At 62.9% G+C, this 19,213-nt stretch carries 21 protein-coding genes; 12 read left to right on the top strand and 9 right to left on the bottom strand.

What is annotated here, in order from left to right; all coding sequences use genetic code 11:
* Positions 1–123 precede the first annotated feature (123 nt).
* Positions 124–1,131 (top strand): ribonuclease T2 family protein, encoded by a 1,008-nt coding sequence (locus tag C8D77_RS23310; RefSeq protein ID WP_109668325.1) that lies wholly within the window; start codon positions 124–126, stop codon positions 1,129–1,131.
* A gap of 125 nt (positions 1,132–1,256) precedes the next feature.
* Entirely contained in the window at positions 1,257–1,868 is a 612-nt protein-coding gene (locus C8D77_RS23305) for a hypothetical protein (RefSeq protein WP_109668323.1), read from the top strand.
* An 8-nt stretch (positions 1,869–1,876) separates the two neighbouring features.
* On the opposite strand, the gene C8D77_RS23300 is transcribed toward C8D77_RS23305, so the two are convergent.
* The gene (locus tag C8D77_RS23300) at positions 1,877–3,163 is read right to left on the bottom strand and encodes a GGDEF domain-containing protein (protein WP_109668494.1); all 1,287 of its coding nucleotides are present in this window, start codon (positions 3,161–3,163) and stop codon (positions 1,877–1,879) included.
* Between the two features lie 256 nt (positions 3,164–3,419).
* On the opposite strand from C8D77_RS23300, the gene ettA reads away from it, so the two are divergent.
* The 4 genes from ettA (at position 3,420) to C8D77_RS23280 (ending at position 7,576) form a co-directional block, all read left to right on the top strand.
* Complete coding sequence (gene ettA / locus C8D77_RS23295) at positions 3,420–5,069, top strand: energy-dependent translational throttle protein EttA (RefSeq protein ID WP_013530923.1); 1,650 nt, start codon at positions 3,420–3,422, stop codon at positions 5,067–5,069.
* A 46-nt stretch (positions 5,070–5,115) separates the two neighbouring features.
* Complete coding sequence (gene tam, locus C8D77_RS23290; RefSeq protein ID WP_109668321.1) at positions 5,116–5,883, top strand: trans-aconitate 2-methyltransferase; 768 nt, start codon at positions 5,116–5,118, stop codon at positions 5,881–5,883.
* Between the two features lie 104 nt (positions 5,884–5,987).
* Positions 5,988–6,323 (top strand): hypothetical protein, encoded by a 336-nt coding sequence (locus tag C8D77_RS23285; protein ID WP_109668491.1) that lies wholly within the window; start codon positions 5,988–5,990, stop codon positions 6,321–6,323.
* A 131-nt stretch (positions 6,324–6,454) separates the two neighbouring features.
* The gene (locus C8D77_RS23280) at positions 6,455–7,576 is read left to right on the top strand and encodes a beta-ketoacyl-ACP synthase III (protein WP_109668319.1); all 1,122 of its coding nucleotides are present in this window, start codon (positions 6,455–6,457) and stop codon (positions 7,574–7,576) included.
* A gap of 10 nt (positions 7,577–7,586) precedes the next feature.
* Here C8D77_RS23280 and C8D77_RS23275 read toward each other — a convergent pair whose 3' ends face one another.
* The 3 genes from C8D77_RS23275 to C8D77_RS23265 form a co-directional block, all read right to left on the bottom strand.
* Positions 7,587–8,153: a methyltransferase family protein gene (locus C8D77_RS23275; protein WP_109668317.1), complete on the bottom strand. Its 567-nt coding sequence runs from the start codon at positions 8,151–8,153 to the stop codon at positions 7,587–7,589.
* Between the two features lie 114 nt (positions 8,154–8,267).
* Positions 8,268–8,666 carry a VOC family protein gene (locus tag C8D77_RS23270; protein ID WP_109668489.1) on the bottom strand — a complete coding sequence of 133 codons (399 nt, stop codon included), beginning with the start codon at positions 8,664–8,666 and terminating at the stop codon, positions 8,268–8,270.
* 31 nt (positions 8,667–8,697) lie between these two features.
* Complete coding sequence (locus tag C8D77_RS23265) at positions 8,698–9,120, bottom strand: tautomerase family protein (RefSeq protein WP_109668487.1); 423 nt, start codon at positions 9,118–9,120, stop codon at positions 8,698–8,700.
* Between C8D77_RS23265 and C8D77_RS23260 the strand changes: the two genes are divergently transcribed.
* Together C8D77_RS23260 and C8D77_RS23255 are read left to right on the top strand one after the other, a co-directional pair.
* Positions 9,121–9,909, top strand: coding sequence for a TetR/AcrR family transcriptional regulator (locus C8D77_RS23260; RefSeq protein WP_245951856.1), 789 nt, complete (start codon positions 9,121–9,123; stop codon positions 9,907–9,909). It begins immediately after the preceding gene.
* A 4-nt stretch (positions 9,910–9,913) separates the two neighbouring features.
* Positions 9,914–10,531, top strand: coding sequence for an MOSC domain-containing protein (locus C8D77_RS23255; protein WP_109668312.1), 618 nt, complete (start codon positions 9,914–9,916; stop codon positions 10,529–10,531).
* A gap of 66 nt (positions 10,532–10,597) precedes the next feature.
* On the opposite strand, the gene C8D77_RS23250 is transcribed toward C8D77_RS23255, so the two are convergent.
* Both C8D77_RS23250 and C8D77_RS23245 read right to left on the bottom strand, forming a co-directional pair.
* Entirely contained in the window at positions 10,598–11,437 is an 840-nt protein-coding gene (locus C8D77_RS23250) for an SDR family oxidoreductase (RefSeq protein ID WP_109668310.1), read from the bottom strand.
* A 131-nt stretch (positions 11,438–11,568) separates the two neighbouring features.
* Entirely contained in the window at positions 11,569–12,525 is a 957-nt protein-coding gene (locus C8D77_RS23245) for a D-amino acid aminotransferase (protein ID WP_109668309.1), read from the bottom strand.
* A gap of 156 nt (positions 12,526–12,681) precedes the next feature.
* Between C8D77_RS23245 and C8D77_RS23240 the strand changes: the two genes are divergently transcribed.
* A complete protein-coding gene (locus C8D77_RS23240; RefSeq protein ID WP_109668307.1) occupies positions 12,682–13,185 on the top strand; it encodes a hypothetical protein in 504 nt (167 codons plus the stop codon).
* A gap of 158 nt (positions 13,186–13,343) precedes the next feature.
* Here C8D77_RS23240 and C8D77_RS23235 read toward each other — a convergent pair whose 3' ends face one another.
* Both C8D77_RS23235 and tsaA read right to left on the bottom strand, forming a co-directional pair.
* Positions 13,344–13,658 carry a DUF2293 domain-containing protein gene (locus C8D77_RS23235; protein WP_109668304.1) on the bottom strand — a complete coding sequence of 105 codons (315 nt, stop codon included), beginning with the start codon at positions 13,656–13,658 and terminating at the stop codon, positions 13,344–13,346.
* Positions 13,655–14,194 (bottom strand): tRNA (N6-threonylcarbamoyladenosine(37)-N6)-methyltransferase TrmO, encoded by a 540-nt coding sequence (gene tsaA, locus C8D77_RS23230; protein ID WP_109668303.1) that lies wholly within the window; start codon positions 14,192–14,194, stop codon positions 13,655–13,657. The genes C8D77_RS23235 and tsaA overlap by 4 nt, the downstream gene beginning before the upstream one ends.
* Positions 14,195–14,380: 186 nt before the next feature.
* Here tsaA and C8D77_RS23225 point away from each other — a divergent pair, with 186 nt between their 5' ends.
* Positions 14,381–15,403, top strand: coding sequence for an ArsR/SmtB family transcription factor (locus tag C8D77_RS23225; RefSeq protein ID WP_109668485.1), 1,023 nt, complete (start codon positions 14,381–14,383; stop codon positions 15,401–15,403).
* The gene (gene metF / locus C8D77_RS23220; RefSeq protein WP_109668301.1) at positions 15,400–16,317 is read left to right on the top strand and encodes a methylenetetrahydrofolate reductase [NAD(P)H]; all 918 of its coding nucleotides are present in this window, start codon (positions 15,400–15,402) and stop codon (positions 16,315–16,317) included. Before C8D77_RS23225 ends, metF begins: the two co-directional genes overlap by 4 nt.
* A 543-nt stretch (positions 16,318–16,860) precedes the next feature.
* Here metF and C8D77_RS23215 read toward each other — a convergent pair.
* Positions 16,861–17,778 (bottom strand): DMT family transporter, encoded by a 918-nt coding sequence (locus tag C8D77_RS23215; RefSeq protein ID WP_109668299.1) that lies wholly within the window; start codon positions 17,776–17,778, stop codon positions 16,861–16,863.
* Positions 17,779–17,987: 209 nt separating this feature from the next.
* On the opposite strand from C8D77_RS23215, the gene C8D77_RS23210 reads away from it, so the two are divergent.
* The gene (locus C8D77_RS23210; protein ID WP_109668297.1) at positions 17,988–19,208 is read left to right on the top strand and encodes an alanine racemase; all 1,221 of its coding nucleotides are present in this window, start codon (positions 17,988–17,990) and stop codon (positions 19,206–19,208) included.
* Positions 19,209–19,213: the final 5 nt, after the last annotated feature.

The raw sequence follows: 19,213 nt of genomic DNA, 5'->3' as shown, positions 1-19,213 counted from the left end.
GCGTCAATTGGCAAAGCCTGCTTTTTCGCGACGATGTTTCTTGCGTTTGGACAGCAAAATATCGCAATTCTGACATGGAGACAGCTTCAGTCTGTCGCCCACTTCTTCAGCCGGGGATTTTCCATGCGCATTGGTGTCGTTTTCGGATTGGCCATGCTGGCGGCGTCACTGGCCGGGGCGGCGCGTGCCGACGTCAAGATGAGCGGCTCTTTCGTTGCCGACGCTGCCTGTCCGGCGACGCAGGCCATCAAGAACGGCAAGAACCCCGGCAACGTCTCGACCGATGCCGGGCAGAGCTACCAGCTGCTTGCCGGCAACAAGGATACGCCGACGCATTACCTCATCCTGGTGCCGGGCGCCGATCCGGAGCGCCGCTGGGTGAAAGTCACCTGCGGCCATGTTTCGGGTAGCAGCGCCGCGACCGTGCCGGCCGCACCGGGCGGGCAAGGCAAGCCGGCGGCATCGGGAAAACCCGAATATGTCTTCGCGCTGAGCTGGCAGCCGGCCTTCTGCGAGACCAAGTCGAGCAAGACGGAATGCAAGGTGCAGAGTGCAGGTGATTTCGACGCTACGCATTTCACCTTGCACGGCCTGTGGCCGCAGCCGAACGGCAATTTCTATTGCCAGGCGACGGCGAGCGACAAGGCCAACGACAATCCGGCCCACTGGAAAGACCTGCCGCCGGTCAATCTGGACGCCAACACCCGCACAGAGCTCGATCAGGTGATGCCGGGGACAGCTTCCAAACTCGAACGGCATGAATGGATCAAGCACGGCACCTGCTACGGCAAGAGCCAGCAGGACTATTTCTCCGACGCGCTCAACTTGATGCGCGCGGTGAACAGCTCGCCGGTGCGCGATCTCTTTGCCAAGAACATCGGCGGCAAGCTGACGGCGGACCAGATTCGCGGCGCCTTCGACACTGCCTTCGGGGCGGGAGCAGGGGACCGCGTGCGTGTTTCCTGCGTCATCGATCCGTCGAGCGGCAGGCGGCTGATCGGCGAACTGACGCTCGGCCTCGCCGGTCCGATCGGCTCCAACAGCTCGCTCAAGGACCTGCTGCTGGCTTCGGTGCCGACCAACAAGGCCGGTTGCCCGACAGGCACTGTCGACGCGATTGGGTTCCAGTAAGTACGGGGCGGCTTCCAGTAAGTACGGGCGGTTCCAGCAGGCGCTGGCAGGACGCAGACACCGGACTGTCGCCTTGCCGCGTCCCGATGCTATGCTGCCCGCGCATCATTTCGGCGGGGCTCGCAATGGATGGCATGACGAGCAGCGCGCTGGCGCGGCTGGCTTTCTGGGCCAGGGGCATGGTCTCGATAAACGATGCCCGCATGGAATGGCCGGGCTTTTCCTACACCGACGCCGAATGGGCGCGCATGCGAACGCTATCCGAACCGATCGGCGTCGGCACCTACCAGCTGTTCACGATCGTCAATGCGGTGATTTTCATCACTATCGCGGCGATCGGCATTTTCGGTGTCTTCCTGCCGCTGGCGACGCTGCTGTTTCCCATACCGGCGGAAACCAGCGCGCTGAAGTTTTCGCTGCTGCTGGCGACTTGTGCTTTCCTGATCATCGGGCTCGGCCTGCCGATCTCGATGCGCCTTTCGGCCATGCTGGTGGGCGGCAGGGCGGTGCGGGCGGCACTTGTTTCCGCGCCCGGCGACGAGGCGTTGGCGTCAAAAGTGTCGTGGCAGATCAACCGCATCATGCTGATTCTATGCGGCCTGCTGGTGCCGGGCATCCTGCTGTTCATTGCCTATGACATCGAAGCCGGGCCGATCATCACCGCGCTGAAATGGCTGGCGATCGCGCTGATGGCGGTTTCCACCGTGACAGGCTTTCGGCGGCAGAAGAAGTCGTAACGACAGACCTAGATCTGCGCGGACTTGGTCCACGCAACGGCTGCGTCGGCTTCGTGGCCGCCCGGCTCGCCGACGACGCGATCGCGCCCGGTCGACTTCGCCTTGTAGAGGCGCTGGTCGGCAAGCGCGAACAGGTCGGCAAGGCAGCGCGTCGTTTCGCTGACGCTGGAAACGCCGGCGCTGACGGTCAGCTCGAACCGGCTGGTGGCGGCCGAGGCCTTGACCGCGTAGCGGATGCTTTCGCCGAACAGCCTGGCGACCGAGTGCGGGCGAGAACTGAGGATGGCGAATTCCTCGCCGCCGATGCGGAACACCTGGTCTTCGGCGCTTGCCGCCTCGGTAAGCAGGATCGCAACCGCTTTCAGCACCTTGTCGCCTTCGGCATGGCCGAAACGGTCGTTGATCGACTTGAAATGGTCGACATCGATGATCAGCAGGCTGAGCGGCCTGGCGGTGCGCAGGCTGTCCTGGACGGCGGCTTCACCGTCGGCGTCGAAGCGCCCGCGATGCAGCAGGCCGGTCAGGCCGTCACGGCCGACATGTTCGACCAGCGCTTCATAGCGTTCGCGATAGGTGAGTGTTTCGAAAATGTCGGTCAGCCCGCGCGGCGCCGCGACCTGACGCTCCTCGAACCATTTGAGATAGGCCACGAGCATGGTGCTGAAGATCAGCGCCGCCGCCATCTTGGCAAACCAGCCGCCGAAAAAGACCGCGATCGGCGCGCCGGCGACGAAATGCAGCGCGGTGAAGAACCCGGCCTGGTCGAAGGTGAGCACGCAAGCGACCGAAATCAGGATGCGCGCGAACTGTGCCTTGCGCAGGTAACGCCCGAGCTTTTCATAGAGCAGGATGATCAGGATGGCGTCGACGAACAGCAGCGTCGTGCCCCAGACCATCAGCCAGCCCATCTCGTCGATGAAGCCGATGTCGGGGAGCCTGCCGTCGGGAAGTGCCGCGATGACGTGCAGGCGCAGCAGCAGCACCAGCCCGATCATCAGCGCATTGCCGAACAGCAGGCCGTAGATCGGCTGACGCACGGTGGCGGCATCCTCTTTCATATAGAGCAGCAACAGCATGACCAGCTTGCCGGAAAACAGCACAGCCGAGCCCGGCGAGACCATGCCGAACGGCAAGGCGACGTAAAAAACGCTGGCGAGATAGGTCTCGAGGAAGTGCATGACGCCGAGCGCGCAGACGAAGACGCCGAGGCCGATACGCTGTCTGAAGCGGAAAAGCGTCACCATGACGCTGAAGTAGACGACCGCTTCGGCAAGGAGCAGGAAACTGTTCAGCAATGCCGTCGATCCGATCTTTCTCCTGAAATCGCTGCAAATCAGCGATTCCACCCCGATCCTGTTTTGACCCGGAAGGGTTAACCGGAGCTTTCATCGCGTCCGATGAGCGTGGAAAACTTCAGCGGTTGGCGGACACTTCCGCGTGTGACCGGCCAGATGCGGCAAAAGCGATTGCCGTTCGCCGCCGCATCGCCTACATAGCGGCCAACCTCCACTCAATTCGACAATCCAGTCAGTTTTTTCAGGGAAAGCGCGCGTGGCACGCCAGTTCATCTATCACATGGCCGGCCTCAACAAGGCCTATGGCACCAAGAAGGTGCTCGAGAATGTCCATCTCTCCTTCTATCCCGACGCCAAGATCGGCATTCTCGGCCCCAACGGTTCGGGCAAGTCGACGATCCTCAAGATCATGGCCGGGCTCGACAAGGAGTGGAACGGCGAAGCCTGGCTCGCCGAAGGCGCCACCGTCGGCTACCTGGCGCAGGAGCCGGCGCTTGATCCGGACAAGACCGTGTTCGAAAACATCATGGAAGGCGTCGCCGCCAAGACCGCCATCATCGAGCGCTACAACGAATTGATGATGAATTATTCCGACGAGACGGCCGACGAGTCGGCCAAGCTCCAGGACGAGATGGACCGGCTCAACCTGTGGGATCTCGAGCAGCAGGTCGAGATGGCGATGGAAGCGCTGGGCTGCCCGCCCAAGGATTCGGAAGTCACCAAGCTTTCGGGCGGCGAGCGCCGCCGCGTCGCGCTCTGCCAGCTCTTGCTGCGCCAGCCCGACCTTTTGCTGCTCGACGAACCGACCAACCATCTCGACGCCGAGACCACGGCGTGGCTGGAAAAGCATCTGCGTGCCTATCCGGGCGCTGTGATGATCATCACCCACGATCGCTACTTCCTCGACAACGTCACCGGCTGGATCCTTGAACTCGACCGCGGCCGCGGCATTCCCTATGAGGGCAACTACACCAAATACCTCGAAGCCAAGGCCAAGCGGCTCAAGCAGGAAGGCCGCGAGGACGACGCCCGCCAGCGCGCCATCGGCCGCGAGCGCGAGTGGATCCAGTCGAGCCCCAAGGCCCGCCAGACCAAGTCCAAGGCGCGTATCCAGGCGTTCCAGGACCTTTTGGATGCAGCCGACAAGCGGCGTCCGAGCGACACGCAGATCGTCATTCCGCATGGCGAGCGGCTCGGCAATGTGGTGATCGAGGCGGAAGGCCTGTCGAAGGGCTTTGGCGACACGCTTTTGATCGACGGGCTGGAATTCAAGCTGCCGCCCGGCGGCATCGTCGGCGTCATCGGCCCGAACGGCGCCGGCAAGACGACGCTGTTCCGCATGATCACCGGCCAGGAAAAGCCGGACGCGGGCTCAGTGCGCGTCGGCGAGACGGTAAAGCTCGGCTATGTCGACCAGAGCCGCGATGCGCTCGATCCCTCAAAGACGGTGTGGGAAGAGATTTCCGGTGGCGCCGAAGTGGTCAAGCTCGGCAAGTTCGAGGCCAACACGCGTGCCTATTGCGCCTCGTTCAACTTCCGTGGCGGCGACCAGCAGCAGAAGGTCGGCAACCTGTCCGGCGGCCAGCGCAACCGCGTGCATCTGGCCAAGATGCTGAAGACCGGCGGCAATGTGCTGCTGCTCGACGAACCGACCAACGATCTCGATACGGAAACGCTTGCCGCACTTGAAGACGCGCTGGAAAACTTCGGCGGCTGCGCGGTCATCATCTCGCACGATCGTATGTTCCTCGATCGCCTGGCGACGCACATCCTCGCCTTCGAGGGCGACAGCCATGTCGAATGGTTCGAGGGCAATTTCGAGGATTACGAGCAGGACAAGATACGCCGCCTTGGGCCCGATGCCGTCAACCCGCACCGCATGACGTATAAGAGGCTGACGCGGTAAGGGGTTTTCCGGGCGGCGAATTCTCAAGAAGACATGAGGAGCTCACATGGCTGATTGGTCCGCCGCCCAATATCTGAAATTCGAGGACGAGCGCACGCGACCCGCGCGCGACTTGGTCGCGCAGGTCCCCGTCGACTTCCCGCGCCGGGTCGTCGATATCGGCTGCGGGCCGGGCAACTCGACCGAGCTGCTTGTCGAGCGCTGGCCGGATGCTGAGGTGAGCGGCTTCGACACCTCACCCGACATGATCGAGAAGGCGAGGGCGCGTCTGCCCGAGGTCACCTTTGACCTGGCCGATGCCTCCAAATGGCAGCCGGCGGAGCCGGTCGACGTGATCTTCGCCAATGCGGTGTTCCAGTGGCTGCCGCAGCATCCCGCGGTCTTCCAGCGGCTGATGGGCTTCCTCGCCCCAGGCGGTGCGCTGGCCGTCCAGATGCCCGACAATCTGGGCGAGGACTCCCACCGCCTGATGCGGGAGACCGCCGCGGAAATGCCGTTTGCCGACAAGCTCAAGGGCGCGGCGCGCGGGCCGCTGCAGCCGGTGTCGTTCTACTATGACCTGTTGTCGCCGCTCAGCGATCGGCTGGATATCTGGCACACCATCTACAACCACCCGCTTGCCGACGCGCAGGCGATCGTTGAATGGGTGAAGTCGACGGGCCTGAAGCCTTTTGTCGACCCGCTCGATGCGAACGAGAAGACACTGTTCCTCGACAGCTACACGGCCAAGATCGCCAAGGCCTATCCGAAGACGGCTGATGGCAAGGTGCTTTTGCGCTTTCCGCGCATCTTCATCGTCGCCAAGCGGGCTTGATTATCCACGTTGCGCGGCGCCCGTTGCGGCCGCTTGACCCGATTTCGCCGCCATGCGCATTTCATCGCGTTGGGGTCACGATGGCCCATGGCAGGGGGTGGATGATGACATTGAAAAAGATGCTTTTCGGCGGCGGCGTGTGCGCGGCGGCGCTTCTGGCGTTCTCGATTTCGGCGCAAGCCAAGCGAGCACGCTGCTTCACCAGCGATGACGGCTATTTCGCATGCAGCTACCGCGCGATCGACGATGCGGGTAGCTTCCGCATCTCGGCGCCGGGCTATCCGACCTATGTCCTGGAAATCGACGGGCCGGGCTTTGCCTATGGCTTTGTCAATCTCGGCCGCCGCAATGTGCCGTTGCCGGGCCAGTTCGTGCGCAGCCGCGACGATGGCGCTTGCTGGAACAACCCGCAGACCAACACCAAGCTCTGCGCCTGGTGAGGCCGGCTTGAGTCGGCCTAAACCCTTGGTTTAAGTCGGCGTAAACCGCCTCGGTGAGAAAAGTGTTGCGCCGGAGCGTTCCGGCGCCCACATGAAGCCCGCAACGCCCGCGGATGGGACGGACTGGATATATGCATCGCGTCATCATCAGCGGCATCGGCGTTGAAATCCCTGAAGCCAAGATCACCAACGAAGAACTGGTCGCCAGCTTCAATGCCTGGGTCGACACGGAGAATGCGCGCCGCCTGGGCACCGACGAGCCGCCGCTGTCGAAATCGGACAGCGACTTCATCGTCCACGCCTCGGGCGTGCGCACCCGCCATGTCATCGAGCGCGAGGGCATCCTCGATCCGACCCGCATGGCGCCGCGCATTCCGGCACGGCCTGACGATGCGCTGTCGCTCGAAGCCGAGTTCGGCATCGCCTCGGCCCAAAAGGCTCTCGACCATGCCGGGCTGAAGCCGTCCGATATCGACCTGGTGATCTGCTCGGCCTCGCATCACCAGCGACCCTATCCGGCGATCGCCATCGAAATGCAGGAGGCGTTGGGGACAAAGGGCGCCGGCTTCGACATGGGGCTCGGCTGTTCGTCGGCGGCTGCCGCCTTGCACATCGCCGTCAACCTCGTGCGGTCGGGCGCACACAAGCGCATTCTGGTGACGACGCCCGAGATCATCACCGGTCATCTCAATTTCCGCGACCGGCAGACGCATTTCATCTTCGGCGACGCTTCGGTGTCGATGGTGGTCGAAGGTCTGGCCAAGGGCGATAAGCGGCCGGGGCGTTTCGAGGTGCTCGACACGCGCGTCTGGACGCAGATGTCGAACAACATCCGCACCAATCTGGGCTATCACACCCGCACCGCCCAGGACGATCCCTACATGATCAATCTGGAAGGCAACCTGATCAAGCAGGTCGGCAACAAGGTGTTCAAGGAAGTCACCGTCGCCGGGCAAAAATTCATCGTCGAATTCCTCGCCGAGCACGGGCTGACGCCGCAGGCGATCAGGCGCTTCTGGCTGCATCAGGCCAATGCGCGCATGAATGCGATGATCCTGAAACTGTCGTTCGGCCACGAGGTGGATCACGACCGCGCGCCGATGGTGCTGGAGCGGCTGGGCAACACGGCGGGCGCCGGCGCCATCGTCGCGCTGTCGGAAAACCACGCCGACATGAAGCCCGGCGATTTCGGCCTGATCTGCGCCTTTGGCGCGGGGTATTCGATAGGCGGCGCGCTACTGCGGATGCTTTGAGCTTGCCGTGTCAGGCTGGCGCGAACGGCACCAGCATCGGCACGCGCCTGGCATAGTCGTCATAGGCGCTGCCCAGTTCGCCTCGCAGGAAGCTTTCTTCCAGTCTTGCCTTGGTCACGATGCCGATGATGAGCAGGGCGGTTCCGGCTATGCCCCAAACGGTGCCCTTGGCCGCCATGGTGGCGAGGACCGCCAGCAGCAATCCGGTGTAGATCGGATGCCGGACAAGGCCGTACGGGCCGGTGTTGACGATCCGGTGCCCGGCCTTGGCGGTGATCGTGCCCGACCACAGCCTGCCGAGATGCAGGCGCGCCCACCAGGCAAAGGCGATGCCGATGGCGATCAGGGCGACACAGATCCAGGCTTCGGGGAGATCAGGCATCCATAACCTGAGCCGGCCTTCATAGCCGTGCGCCGGAATGAACAGCAGCACCGCGCCGGCCAGCCAGAGACCCCGATAGCGGGCCTCCGCCCTCAATCCGGCGCGCTTCTGGGCAGGGTCGGACCACAAAGCGGCGACGGCCCAGGTTCCTGCCCAGATCAACCAAAGCAATGTGATTGCCGTCACGGGTCGCATGATCAGCCTCCGCGAACTGTCCTGATATCACCATGAAACCGGCACAGCGCGGCGGCAATGCGGCGCGACGCCGGACGGGCTTCATTCCTGGTAAGAAGATCGTGATCCGCGGGTCTATCCCCTGGAACAACTGAACATCCATTGCACGCCGAAAGCGTCGACCAGCATGCCGAAGCTGGTTCCCCAAATTTGCCGCGCCAGAGGCACGGTGATCCGGCCGCCTGTGCTCATGCGGCCGAAAAGCTCCTGCATGGCGGCCAGGTCGTCGAACTCCAGGCAAAGGGCGGAACCCTTCATCGGCTCGGCGTCGTCATTGTCGGAGGCATGAAACAGGACGCCGGGGCCTTCGAACCGGGCATGCAGGACTTTTCCGCGCATGGCTTCGGTCCGCACCGGCATGTCGTTGTCTCCCCAGCGCAGCAGGACCGTTGCTCGGCCGAGGCCACACCGCTCGTAGAAGGCCAATGCCGGCTCGCAATTGGTGGTGAAGAACAGCGAAGGGGAGAGCCGCATCGGTTCGCTTCCGGTCATTGAGCTGGCCAAGTCAGTGCGCGGCTGCGCTGGCGGCAGCGATGAGCACGTCGCCCGTATATTGTCTGTCACCGATGCCCCAGCCGCCGTCGGGCGCATTGACGATGTTGATCCAGGTGTTTTCAGGCCGGTGCCCCGGCACGCAGAGTTCGGCGACAATCCCTGCGGCTGCGGTGATGAAGGCCTTGCGGGCTTCGACCGAGCCAAGTCCGATGTTGGGCAATTTCAATTCCACCATGACGACAGGCCGATTGGCGCCGCCTGCATAGATGTGGTGAGGCGGCAAGATGTGCACCGTGCCGCCGACGATTTCGGTGAAGAACGAATTGCCGGTGGCGCCGGAGGCCTCGATGAGGGCGGCGCTGAGACGCGGCAGGATCTCGCGCTCTCCCGTTGGGGTCAGTATTCCTTCCGGCGCGGTCACGGTGATCGGCATTTGGCTCTCCTTTTCGCTGGTTTTCATGGCTTTCCGACTGACAGGTCTTCCGGCTTGCCATCTGACAGGTCTTCCGGCTTGCCATGTTTCGTATCGATTGGTACGTTATATGGAGAAGACGAGTCAACAGGTTTCGTATCGATCGATATGGATAATTCGGAAAAGCCCCGCGGCGGCCGGCCGCGCGCTTTCGATCCCGACCGGGCGCTGGATGCGGCGATGCATCTGTTCTGGGAGCATGGCTATGAGGCGACATCGCTGGCCATGTTGCGCGAGGCGATGGGACTGACGCCGCCGCAGATCTACAACGCCTTCACCGACAAGGAGACTTTGTTCCGCAAGGCGCTGACGCGCTACCACCAGACCGAGATCGGCTTTGCGCTGGAAGCGCTGAGCGCGCCGGTATCGACGCGGGAGGCGATCCGGCGGTTGCTGCTCGGTGCGGCGGAAGCATATTCCAGGCCCGGCAAGCCTGGTGGCTGCCTGTTCGTCAGCGGCGCGCTGGCAGCCTCGCCACAGGCGCAAGCCATTGCCGATGAACTCAGAACCTATCGCAAGGCGAGTGAAGCGGCGATCGCAGACCGGCTGGCCAGGGGCAGGGCGGTGGGCGACCTGCCGGCGGGCCTCTCGGTCGAGGGGTTCGCCAAATACCTGGCTGGCGTCATGAACGGCATGTCGATCCAGGCGCGAGACGGTGCTTCGGTCGAAGAGTTGCGCGTTTTGGCCCAAACCGCTCTTGCGGCCTTGCCAGCCGAAGGGCAAAACCAAGCGGCATCATCCAAGGAATGAAGCCATGCTGGATCTCTTCCCCGAGGCTGAAAAGCCGGTTGAAATCATCCCCGCACGAAAGCTTGCCGCCAAGGCGGCAGCGCTTTACGTGGCGCCAGCGGATCATTTTCAGACGCGCCCTGTGGACGAATTGCGGCTGGGTTTCGACGGCATATCTGGCGATTTCCATGCCGGACCGACACGGCGCTCCGGCGGGCGCGAGCCCTGGTATCCGCGCGGCACCGAAATGCGCAACGAGCGGCAATTGTCTGTTGTGGCGGCGGACGAGCTGGCGGTTGTAGCCGAACGCATGGGCCTGGCCGAGATCAAGCCGGAATGGATCGGCGCCAATCTTTTGATCGAAGGGGTGCCGAACCTCTCTATGCTGCCTGCCGGCACGCTGCTGTTCTTCAAGGGCGGCGTTACCATCAAGGTCGACGCACAGAACGGACCATGCCGCATCGCCGGCCGGTCGATCGCCGAGAATGCCGGAATGGCCGACGTCGAGGCCGGTGCGCTGCTGTTCCCGAAGGTCGCGAAACGGCTGCGTGGCGTCGTCGCCTGGGTCGAAAAACCAGGAACCATCAAGGCCGGTGAGGAGATGTCCGTGCGCGTGCCTGAGCAGTGGATTTATGAGGCATAGCTGTGCGGCAACCAGAGGGCAGGGGCTACGCCGCCTTATGAGGCGGCGTAGCAAAGCCGCCAAGCGTTAGCTCTTGCGGTTTTTCTTCGCGCCTTGCGCCATGATGGAAACGTGATCCCATTTGTCCCAGGTGGCGAGCCGGTTGGCGTATTCCTGGCGTATCATCGGCAGGCCGCCGTCGCCGAAGAACACCCGGAGCGGTGGCTCGGCAGCATCGACAATGGCCAGCATCGCCGGCCCGGTGGCCTCGGGATCGCCGGCGACCGAATTGGCGCGGCGCTCGGCCATCTTGGCGCGGGCAGGCGCATAGGCCTCGATAGGCTGGGAGACCTTTGCCGACGGGCCGGCCCAGTCGGTGGAGAAGCCACCCGGCTCGACCAGCGTCACATGGATGCCGAATTCCGCGACTTCGATGCTGAGCGACTGGCTGAAAGCCTCCAGCGCCCATTTCGAGGCGTGGTAGAGGCCGAGCGAGGCAAAGGCATTGACGCCGCCGATCGACGAGATCTGGATGATGTGGCCGGACCGCTGCGCCCGCATGATCGGCAGCGCGGCCTGGGTGACCCACAGGGCGCCGAAGACATTGGTTTCGATCTGGTCGCGGGCTTCCTGTTCGCTGACCTCCTCGATGGCGCCGAAATGGCCGTAGCCGGCATTGTTGATGACGACGTCGAGCCGGCCAAAGCGCTTGTGCGCCTCGGCGACAGCGGCATCGACGGCTTTCTTGTCGGTGACGTCGAGCTTTATCGCGGCGACGTTGTCGCCATATTTCTCGACGAGATCGGCGAGCGTGCCGGCGTCGCGGGCGGTCGCGGCAACGCGGTCGCCACGCGCGAGCGCCGCCTCGACCCAGACGCGGCCAAAACCCTTCGACGATCCGGTGATGAACCAAACCTGGTTTGTCATGATGTGGAATCCTTGCCCCTGCGGGCGCAATTTTCTGGTGAAAGCGGAGGCTTCTCCGCTTTCGGCATATACGGCCTATCCCGTGATTTTCCAGAGGCGGGGGGATTCTTTTTGAACAAGAGGCCCCTTGATCAGGGGTAATTCACCTGAGACGACCATGCCGGGTCGTCGTGCTTTTGCCAGTAGAGTGCCATCAGCCGGCTAGTGATCGCGCCGACCTTGCCGTGCGCAATCCGGACGCCGTCGATCTCCGTCACCGGCATGATGCCGCCCGCGGTCGAGGTGATGAAAACCTCGTCTGCCTCGCGCAATGCGGCGACGCTAACATCGGTGGCGGTGGCGGCAAGACCTTCTTCGGCGCACAGGTCGAAGACCGTGCGGCGGGTGATGCCGGGCAGCACGCCAATGGAAGGCGTCGACAGTTTTCCATCCCTGACGCAGAAGACGTTGAAGCCCGGGCCTTCGGCGACGTTGCCATTGAAGTCGAGAATCACTGCGGTCTCGGCGCCGCGGTCATAGGCATCGTAGAGGCCGCGCACCAGATCGAGCCAGTGGTAGTTCTTGATCGCCGGGTCGATCGAGGCCGGCGGAATACGCACCTTGTCGCTGATGGCGACACGCAGGCCGCGCTGCAACTGCTCGGCATTGGCGACCGAGCCGAACGGCACGGCGAACGCCATGAAGCGGTTGACTGCCTGGCGCGGGTCGCGGCTGAAGGTCGGCGAGGTGCCGCGCGTGCACAGCATCTCGACATAGGCGGCGCGATGACCCGACAGCGCCACGCAATTGTGCAGGATTTCGGTCACGCCTTCGCGATCGAAGGGAATGGTCATGCGCAGCTTTTCCAGCCCGCCGAAGAAGCGGTCGAGATGCAAATCGAGGCGGAAGAAACGGCCATTCCAGACATGCACGGTGTCGTAAGTGGCGTCGGAATGCAGAAAACCCCAGTCCAGCACCGAGATCTTGGCTTGCGACATCGGCAGGTACTGGCCGTCGAGGAAAGCGACGCCCTCGGGATAGGAATGCGGGTCGACGTGGCGGTCGCCAACCACGGGCAGTTGCTTCTCGTCCCGTGTCATCTGGCTCATCGGGGCCTCCTGTCGCGCAAGGCGAGGTCAGTAGGCTACCGGCGGTGCGCAGAAGGCATAGAGCCACCCGCCCGGCGCTGTTCGGCCTCGATGACGATCTCGCTGATACATTGGATCGGAATTGCCTTACATTGCGCGCTCTGAACGGAGGGGAAGATGGGCAGGCTTGGGGCCGTCGTAGCAGCCATGACGATGTTCGGCGCTGCGGGCGAAGCCAGCGCCCAGTGCGCGCGCGAAGGCGAGGAATTGTGCCAGAGCAGCCAGACCTATCGCTGCGAGAAAACCGGCAACGAATTGACGCCGATCTTCCAGAACCTGCCTTGCGCGGTGAATGTGCCGTCGCTGAGCGGCACCTGGGTCGGCAGCGGCCACCAGAGCCCGGCCGGCGATGCCGGGGCCGACTGGACGATCGCCATGACGATCAACGATGGCGGCGCGTCGATCGACTATCCGTCGCTCGGCTGCGGCGGATCCCTATCGCAGACGTCCAGGGACGATATTTCGGCGGAATACCACGAGAGCATCACTTACGGTCAGGACAAATGCATAGACGGCGGCAATATCACCGTCAGGTTCTTCAAGGGGAATCTGTCCTGGACCTGGGTCGGCCAGGCTGACGGCCAGCCCTACAACGCAGTCGCCGTTCTGAAGCGGAAATAAGAGACTGTTTGGAAATTCTACACTGGCGGCCATCTAGCGGCGTTTTCTGCGCTTCCAGTGCTCATGGACCCAAATGTCCGCTGCGCTCCGGTTCTCGAAACCACCACCATATGACTCGCCAGAGCGAATTCGAAACAGTCTCCAGGCGGACTACCGCCTCAATCCTCTTCGTCGTCGGCGTCGAGCAGGCGTGTCGCGCGCCAGCGGGTGAGCACGATGTTGATCTGCTCGATGACGAAGAAACGCGCCGAGTCGCGGTCGTAACCTTCGGCCAGAAGCTTTTCGTAGTCGGTGTGCATGTGGCGGATATGGGCAATCGTCGCCAGCCATACGGCGATGCCCGGCGGCAAGGTCTTCATGTGAACCGCGCCGGCGTCGGTGCGGATCTTCTCCATGTCGGCATAGGGCGCCAGCGGCAGAAGTGCGGTCAGCGCCTTGGCGATGGCGCGGCGGCGGCCGGTCGGCGCTGTCATCGCCGACCCCCATTGGGCTCGTCGCGTCCTTCGATGGTCGCCTCCGGTATGGCGTCGGTCGAGGCGAAATAAGGCTTGATGTCGATGACCGGCGTGCCGTCGAGCACATCGATGGCGTCGAGATCGATGCGGCCGGTACCGATGTCGACGGCAATCAGCCTGGCGATATGCAGCCCGATAGGGTTCGGGCGAGCAGGGGAGCGCAGCGAAAATACGCCTTTCGTTTCAGCCGCATGGCGCGGTTTCTGCACAATCAGAGTCCGCGGCGCATGATGCAGCCAGGACAGGATGATGACGTGGCTGGCGCGCTCCAGCCCCTGCAGGCCATCGCGATAGGGCGCGTCGATGGTCAGCACCGCCTCCTGCCCGGTCTCGCGCGCGGTGCGCATGTTCTTCGGGCATGTTTCGCGCGTCGTCCATGGCGAGGCGATGTGGCCGATGAAGACGATCCCGCCATCAGGCGGCATCAGTGCCGGATCGTTCTCCAGCCTCTGCTCGCCTTCGCGCGTCTCGAACATCTCACGCGTTTCGGTCATCCTGCTCTCATCTCGCATCTTTTTGTTCGTGCATGTCGTTGCCCCAAAACCGCGACCCACTTTTGGGCCACATGCATCGCGAGTCGACGCATGCGCCATTTTCTTGTCCGGAAGCGACATAGCGCTTGCAAGGTTTTGAAAATCGACATAAACATATGTTTATATCTTTTCAAAGAGAATACGCTGATGCATGTCTCGCTCGACACCATGGTGGATACGTTGAAGGCGGCGGCCGAATCCAGCCGGCTGCGCATACTGGCACTGTTGTCGCGCGGCGACCTCACCGTTTCCGACCTTACCGAAATTCTCGGCCAGTCGCAGCCGCGCGTTTCGCGGCACCTGAAGCTCTTGCTGGAGGCCGGGTTGATCGGCCGCTACCAGGAAGGGTCGTGGGCCTTCTTCCGCCTGTCGGACGCGGATTCCGCGCGGGACTTCGTCATGGGGCTGGTTTCCGGCATTCGCGGTGCCGATCCGCAGGTCGAGCGCGATCTTGAGCGCCTGGCCTCGGTCAAGCGCAAGCGGCAGGACCGGGCGGTCGAGTATTTTTCCGTGAATGCTGCGAGCTGGGATCATATCCGCTCGTTGCATGTGCCGGACCGCGCCGTCGAAGCCGCAATGTTGAAGCTGGTGGGCAAGCGGCCGTTCCAGTCGATGCTCGATCTCGGCACCGGCACCGGGCGGTTGCTCGAAATCTTCTCGCCGCTCTATCGGCGCGGTGTCGGCATCGACATGTCGCGCGAGATGCTGACCGTGGCGCGCGCCAATCTCGACAAGGCCGGCGTTTCGAATGCGCAGGTGCGGCAGGGCGACATCTTCGCGCCGCCGGTCGAGCGCGATGCCTTCGATCTCGTCACCATCCATCAGGTGCTGCACTATCTCGACGATCCCGCCCGCGCCATCCACGAGGCGGCGCGGCTTTTGCGTCCAGCCGGGCGGCTGGTCATCGTCGATTTCGCGCCGCATGCGCTGGAATTCCTGCGCGAGGAGCACGCGCATATGCGGCTCGGCTTTTCCGACCGGCAGATCGCCGACTGGTTTGCGGAAGCCGGACTCGATCTCGAGGATGCCCAAGAGTTCGAGCCGCGCGGCGGCAACGAGGCGAGGCTCACCGTGAAACTCTGGCTTGGCCGCGACCGGCGCCTCCTGATCGCCGATCCTTCCAACGACACAAGGCAGGCCAAAGCGAACTCGATAGGGGAAATCGCATGAACCAGTTCCGCTTTTCCCGCCGCCCCGACATTGGCGACAAGGTCCGGGTTTCCTTCGAATTCTTCCCACCGAAGACGGACGAGATGGAAGCAAGGCTGTGGGAGACGGTCACAAGGCTGGAGCCGCTGAAGCCGAAATTCGTCTCGGTGACCTACGGCGCCGGCGGCTCGACGCGCGAGCGCACCGCCCGTACTGTAAAGCGCATCCTGACGGAAACCGCTATTCCCGCCGCGGCGCATCTGACCTGTGTCGGTGCAACGCGCGACGAGGTCGATGCGGTCATCCAGGATTACAAGTCGATCGGCATCAACCGGTTCGTGGCGCTGCGCGGCGACCCGGCTTCCGGCGTCGGCGAACCCTATCGACCGCATCCCGGTGGCTACGAGAATGGCGCGGAACTGGTCGCCGGGCTTAAGGCAATCGCGGATTTCGACATCTCCGTCGCGGCTTATCCGGAAAAGCATCCGCAAAGCCCCGATTTCGCCACCGACATCGAGATGCTGAAACGCAAGGTCGACAATGGTGCGACGCGCGCCATCACCCAGTTCTTCTTCGACAATGATCTCTACGAGCGCTATGTCGAGCGCGTCCGCCGCGCCGGCATCTACATCCCCATCGTGCCGGGTATCCAGCCGGTTCACAGTTTCAGGCAGGTCGCGAACTTTTCCGCGAGGGCGGGCGCGCATGTGCCTGGCTGGCTGGCGGAGCGGTTCGAGGGCCTTGACCGGGACCCGCAGACGCATGCGCTGGTGGCCTCGGCGGTGGCGGCCGAACAGGTCATGGATCTGGTCGAGCGCGGTGTCGGCGATTTCCACTTCTACACCATGAACCGGGCCGATCTGGTCTTCGCCATTTGCCACATGATAGGCATTCGCTCGCATGATGCGGAGGCGGCGGGTTCGGCCGCGGCTTAGAGCATGATTCCGAAAAGTGGAATCCGGTTTTCGGAAAAGATCATGCTCGAACCATGAGAGCCTCGAAGAAGCGCCCAAGATACAAAAAGGCCGGGTAAAAACCCGGCCTTTTCAATGGTTTGGACTATGTGGTGCTGGTTCTTCCCCGTCTTGGCGGGTCAGGGAAGAAAGCCCATAATAAGGGCTCCGATGAAGGCGAACGCAGCACAGATCATCAATGCGTTGATAGGCCTCGTAAGTCCCATGACATAGCCTCCTCTTAAAGAGCTATGCCTGAGAGTCTAGGTTCATTTGTGCCACAGGCAAGCGGAAAATGTGCTGCATTGCGACGTAATTGCTAGATTTGCGACCCCACTTTTGCCGTTAGGCTTTGAAACTCCTAGGCAAAATCCAGCTTCAGACCTGTGAATAAATTATGGCGGCGGTGTGTCGTTACCATGTCATGGCAGCGCTACCGCTGCGAAAGTCGAATTCGACTTTCGCGATGCGGGGGCAATTAAGTGGTTAGAGCGTCCTTTGCGCGTCCAGTGGACGCGCGGCGCTCTAACGTCGACCAAGCAGCCGTCCGTCGATCGTGATGAGACCGAGCGCGATCAGCAACACGCCGCCGATTTCGAACAACTCTAGACGTTCGCCAAGGAACAGAAAACCGAGCAGCATGGCGCTGGCCGGCACGATGAGCGTGACCAGCGAGGCGTTGGTGGCGCCGGCCGAGGCGACGAGGTTGAAATAGAGGATGTAGGCGAAGGCGGTGGACAGAAGCGCCAGCGCCAGCACCGCCGCCCAGACCGGCGGCGAGGCCGAGAACAGGCCCGATGGACCGTAGGTGAAGAGCACGATCGGGATCATGATGATGGTCGACGCCGTCAACTGTCCGGTGGCGATGACCGGCGAGGGCACACCCTTGAAACGGCGGGCGACCATCAGCGCAATGCCGTAGGACAGCGAGGCGCCGATCAGCGCGAATTTGGCCCAGACCGGGCCGCCGAGCCCGGCGAGCAGGCCGGGGCCGATCATGACAGCCGTGCCGGCGATGCCGAGCGCAATGCCGGCCAGCTTGTTCCAGGAGAGTTTTTCGTCCGATGTCAGCGCGTTGGCGAGAATCAGCGTCCAGAACGGCGTCGTTGCGTTGAGCACCGAGGCGACGCCTGCGCCAAGCTCTGTCTGGCCGGCGAAGATCAGCGAGAAGGGCACGACGTTGTTGGTGAGCGCCAGCAGGAAGAAAAGGCCGGCATGCGGAAGAGCGAGGCGGAAGGACGGGCCACGCAGGCCGAGATAGATCTGCAGTGCAATCGCCGCGATGGCGACGCGAAACAGCACCAGCACCAGCGGGTGAAGTTCCGCCACCGCGATGCGGGCAAAGAAGAACGAGCCGCCCCAGATCGCACCGAGTAGCAGGAGCTGTCCCCAGTCCTTGAGCACCATCGGCCCGCGTGGTGCTGATGTCGCGGCTATTGCCATGTGAGTCGCCCTCCCAGACGGCCTGAATGCCAGTCAGTCAGGCAGAAGCCATATCGGGTTCGGCGACAAGGGCCACCCGAAACCTGATCGCTGGCAAACGTTGCTGGCAAAGACCTAGCGCCGCTGCGTCAGCGCCACGAGACACAGAATTGTTTTCATTAGCCGCTAGCATGGATTAATTGTGCGCAGCTCAGGTCAAGGATTCGTCCATGCAGCGATTCGAGAATGCCCGCGAGGCGGCACTGGCGCTTCGCCCGGACGATCCGGTCTATTGCTTCCGCCCGCAGGTGCTGATGGCGGATGCCAGGCAGTTCATGGGCATGTTCCCCGGCAAGACCGCTTATGCGGTCAAGACCAATGGCGAGCAGATCGTGCTGAAGACCCTGGTCGAGGCCGGCGTCAACGCTTTCGACGTCGCTTCGCCGGGCGAGTTCGCCGCCGTACGCGCGGTCTCTACCGATGCCGAGATGCTCTACATGCACCCGGTCAAGGCGCAGTCGGACATCAAGCTGGCGCTGGAGAAATACGCCATCCGCGTCATTTCGCTCGACCATGAGGACGAGATCACCAAGCTGACACGGGTGGTGCGGGCTCTCGACATCGATCCGGGCTCGATCAGCGTGTTCGTGCGCATCCAGACGAAAGGATCGGCCGCCTACGAACTGTCGAAGAAGTTCGGCGCAGGGCCGGCCTATGCCGTCGAACTGGCCGAGCGGCTGAACCGCACCGGCTACAAGGTTGGCCTGTGTTTCCATGTCGGCAGCCAGATCGAGGATCCCGACACCTATGAGCGGGCGCTGGCCTCCGCCGACTGGGTGCGCAACCGGCTGACCTTCGATATTGCCGGGCTCGATGTCGGCGGCGGTTTCCCCGCCGAATACGGCCACGACCCCAATCGCAAGCAGATCGAGATGCCGTCGCTCGGCCAGATCATGTCGCGGCTGTCGGGCGATCTGAAAGAATATCAGTTCGACCAGATGCCGCTGGTGGCCGAGCCCGGCCGGGTGATCGTGGCGCGCTGCCTGTCGCTGATCGTGCGGGTGCTGCTGCGCAAGGGCAAGCGGCTCTACATCAATGACGGCATCTGGGCGTCGCTGTCGGATTCATGGACCGGCAAGATCACGTTGCCGGCGCGTTTCATTCCCGATCCGGCGATCCGCTCGCGCAATGGCGAGGAGAAGAACATCGTGCCGTTCAAGGTCTGCGGTGCGACCTGCGATTCCGTCGACATCCTGTCGCGGCCGTTCTGGCTGCCGGAAACCGTCGACACCGGCGACTGGATCGAGATCGGCCATATCGGCGCCTACTCGCTGTCGCTGAGGACCCGCTTCAACGGCTTCTACCCCGACACCTTCGTCGAGGTGACGACACCCTTCGACGAGGGCGACGCGCCGCAGGGCTTTGCGAGCTTGGAGACGATGGCGGATTGAGGGGA

Origin of the sequence: Mesorhizobium loti (assembly GCF_003148495.1) — a bacterium.
GTDB classification, from domain to species: Bacteria; Pseudomonadota; Alphaproteobacteria; order Rhizobiales; family Rhizobiaceae; genus Mesorhizobium; species Mesorhizobium loti.
Note: the sequence above shows the minus strand (reverse complement) of the source record. Positions and strands in the feature narration are given on the sequence as shown.

Bases quoted from the DNA above. Each gene is read 5' to 3' on its own strand.
- tsaA (WP_109668303.1), bottom strand. From the start codon at position 14,194: ATGACCGAAACGCGTGAGATGTTCGAGACGCGCGAAGGCGAGCAGAGG.
- C8D77_RS23215 (WP_109668299.1), bottom strand. From the start codon at position 17,778: ATGGCAATAGCCGCGACATCAGCACCACGCGGGCCGATGGTGCTCAAG.
- C8D77_RS23280 (WP_109668319.1), top strand. From the start codon at position 6,455: ATGCATCGCGTCATCATCAGCGGCATCGGCGTTGAAATCCCTGAAGCC.
- C8D77_RS23235 (WP_109668304.1), bottom strand. From the start codon at position 13,658: ATGACAGCGCCGACCGGCCGCCGCCGCGCCATCGCCAAGGCGCTGACC.
- C8D77_RS23240 (WP_109668307.1), top strand. From the start codon at position 12,682: ATGGGCAGGCTTGGGGCCGTCGTAGCAGCCATGACGATGTTCGGCGCT.
- tam (WP_109668321.1), top strand. From the start codon at position 5,116: ATGGCTGATTGGTCCGCCGCCCAATATCTGAAATTCGAGGACGAGCGC.
- C8D77_RS23210 (WP_109668297.1), top strand. From the start codon at position 17,988: ATGCAGCGATTCGAGAATGCCCGCGAGGCGGCACTGGCGCTTCGCCCG.
- C8D77_RS23270 (WP_109668489.1), bottom strand. From the start codon at position 8,666: ATGCGGCTCTCCCCTTCGCTGTTCTTCACCACCAATTGCGAGCCGGCA.
- C8D77_RS23285 (WP_109668491.1), top strand. From the start codon at position 5,988: ATGACATTGAAAAAGATGCTTTTCGGCGGCGGCGTGTGCGCGGCGGCG.
- C8D77_RS23250 (WP_109668310.1), bottom strand. From the start codon at position 11,437: ATGACAAACCAGGTTTGGTTCATCACCGGATCGTCGAAGGGTTTTGGC.
- metF (WP_109668301.1), top strand. From the start codon at position 15,400: ATGAACCAGTTCCGCTTTTCCCGCCGCCCCGACATTGGCGACAAGGTC.
- C8D77_RS23310 (WP_109668325.1), top strand. From the start codon at position 124: ATGCGCATTGGTGTCGTTTTCGGATTGGCCATGCTGGCGGCGTCACTG.
- C8D77_RS23255 (WP_109668312.1), top strand. From the start codon at position 9,914: ATGCTGGATCTCTTCCCCGAGGCTGAAAAGCCGGTTGAAATCATCCCC.
- C8D77_RS23275 (WP_109668317.1), bottom strand. From the start codon at position 8,153: ATGCGACCCGTGACGGCAATCACATTGCTTTGGTTGATCTGGGCAGGA.
- C8D77_RS23305 (WP_109668323.1), top strand. From the start codon at position 1,257: ATGGATGGCATGACGAGCAGCGCGCTGGCGCGGCTGGCTTTCTGGGCC.
- C8D77_RS23225 (WP_109668485.1), top strand. From the start codon at position 14,381: ATGCATGTCTCGCTCGACACCATGGTGGATACGTTGAAGGCGGCGGCC.
- C8D77_RS23265 (WP_109668487.1), bottom strand. From the start codon at position 9,120: ATGCCGATCACCGTGACCGCGCCGGAAGGAATACTGACCCCAACGGGA.
- C8D77_RS23245 (WP_109668309.1), bottom strand. From the start codon at position 12,525: ATGAGCCAGATGACACGGGACGAGAAGCAACTGCCCGTGGTTGGCGAC.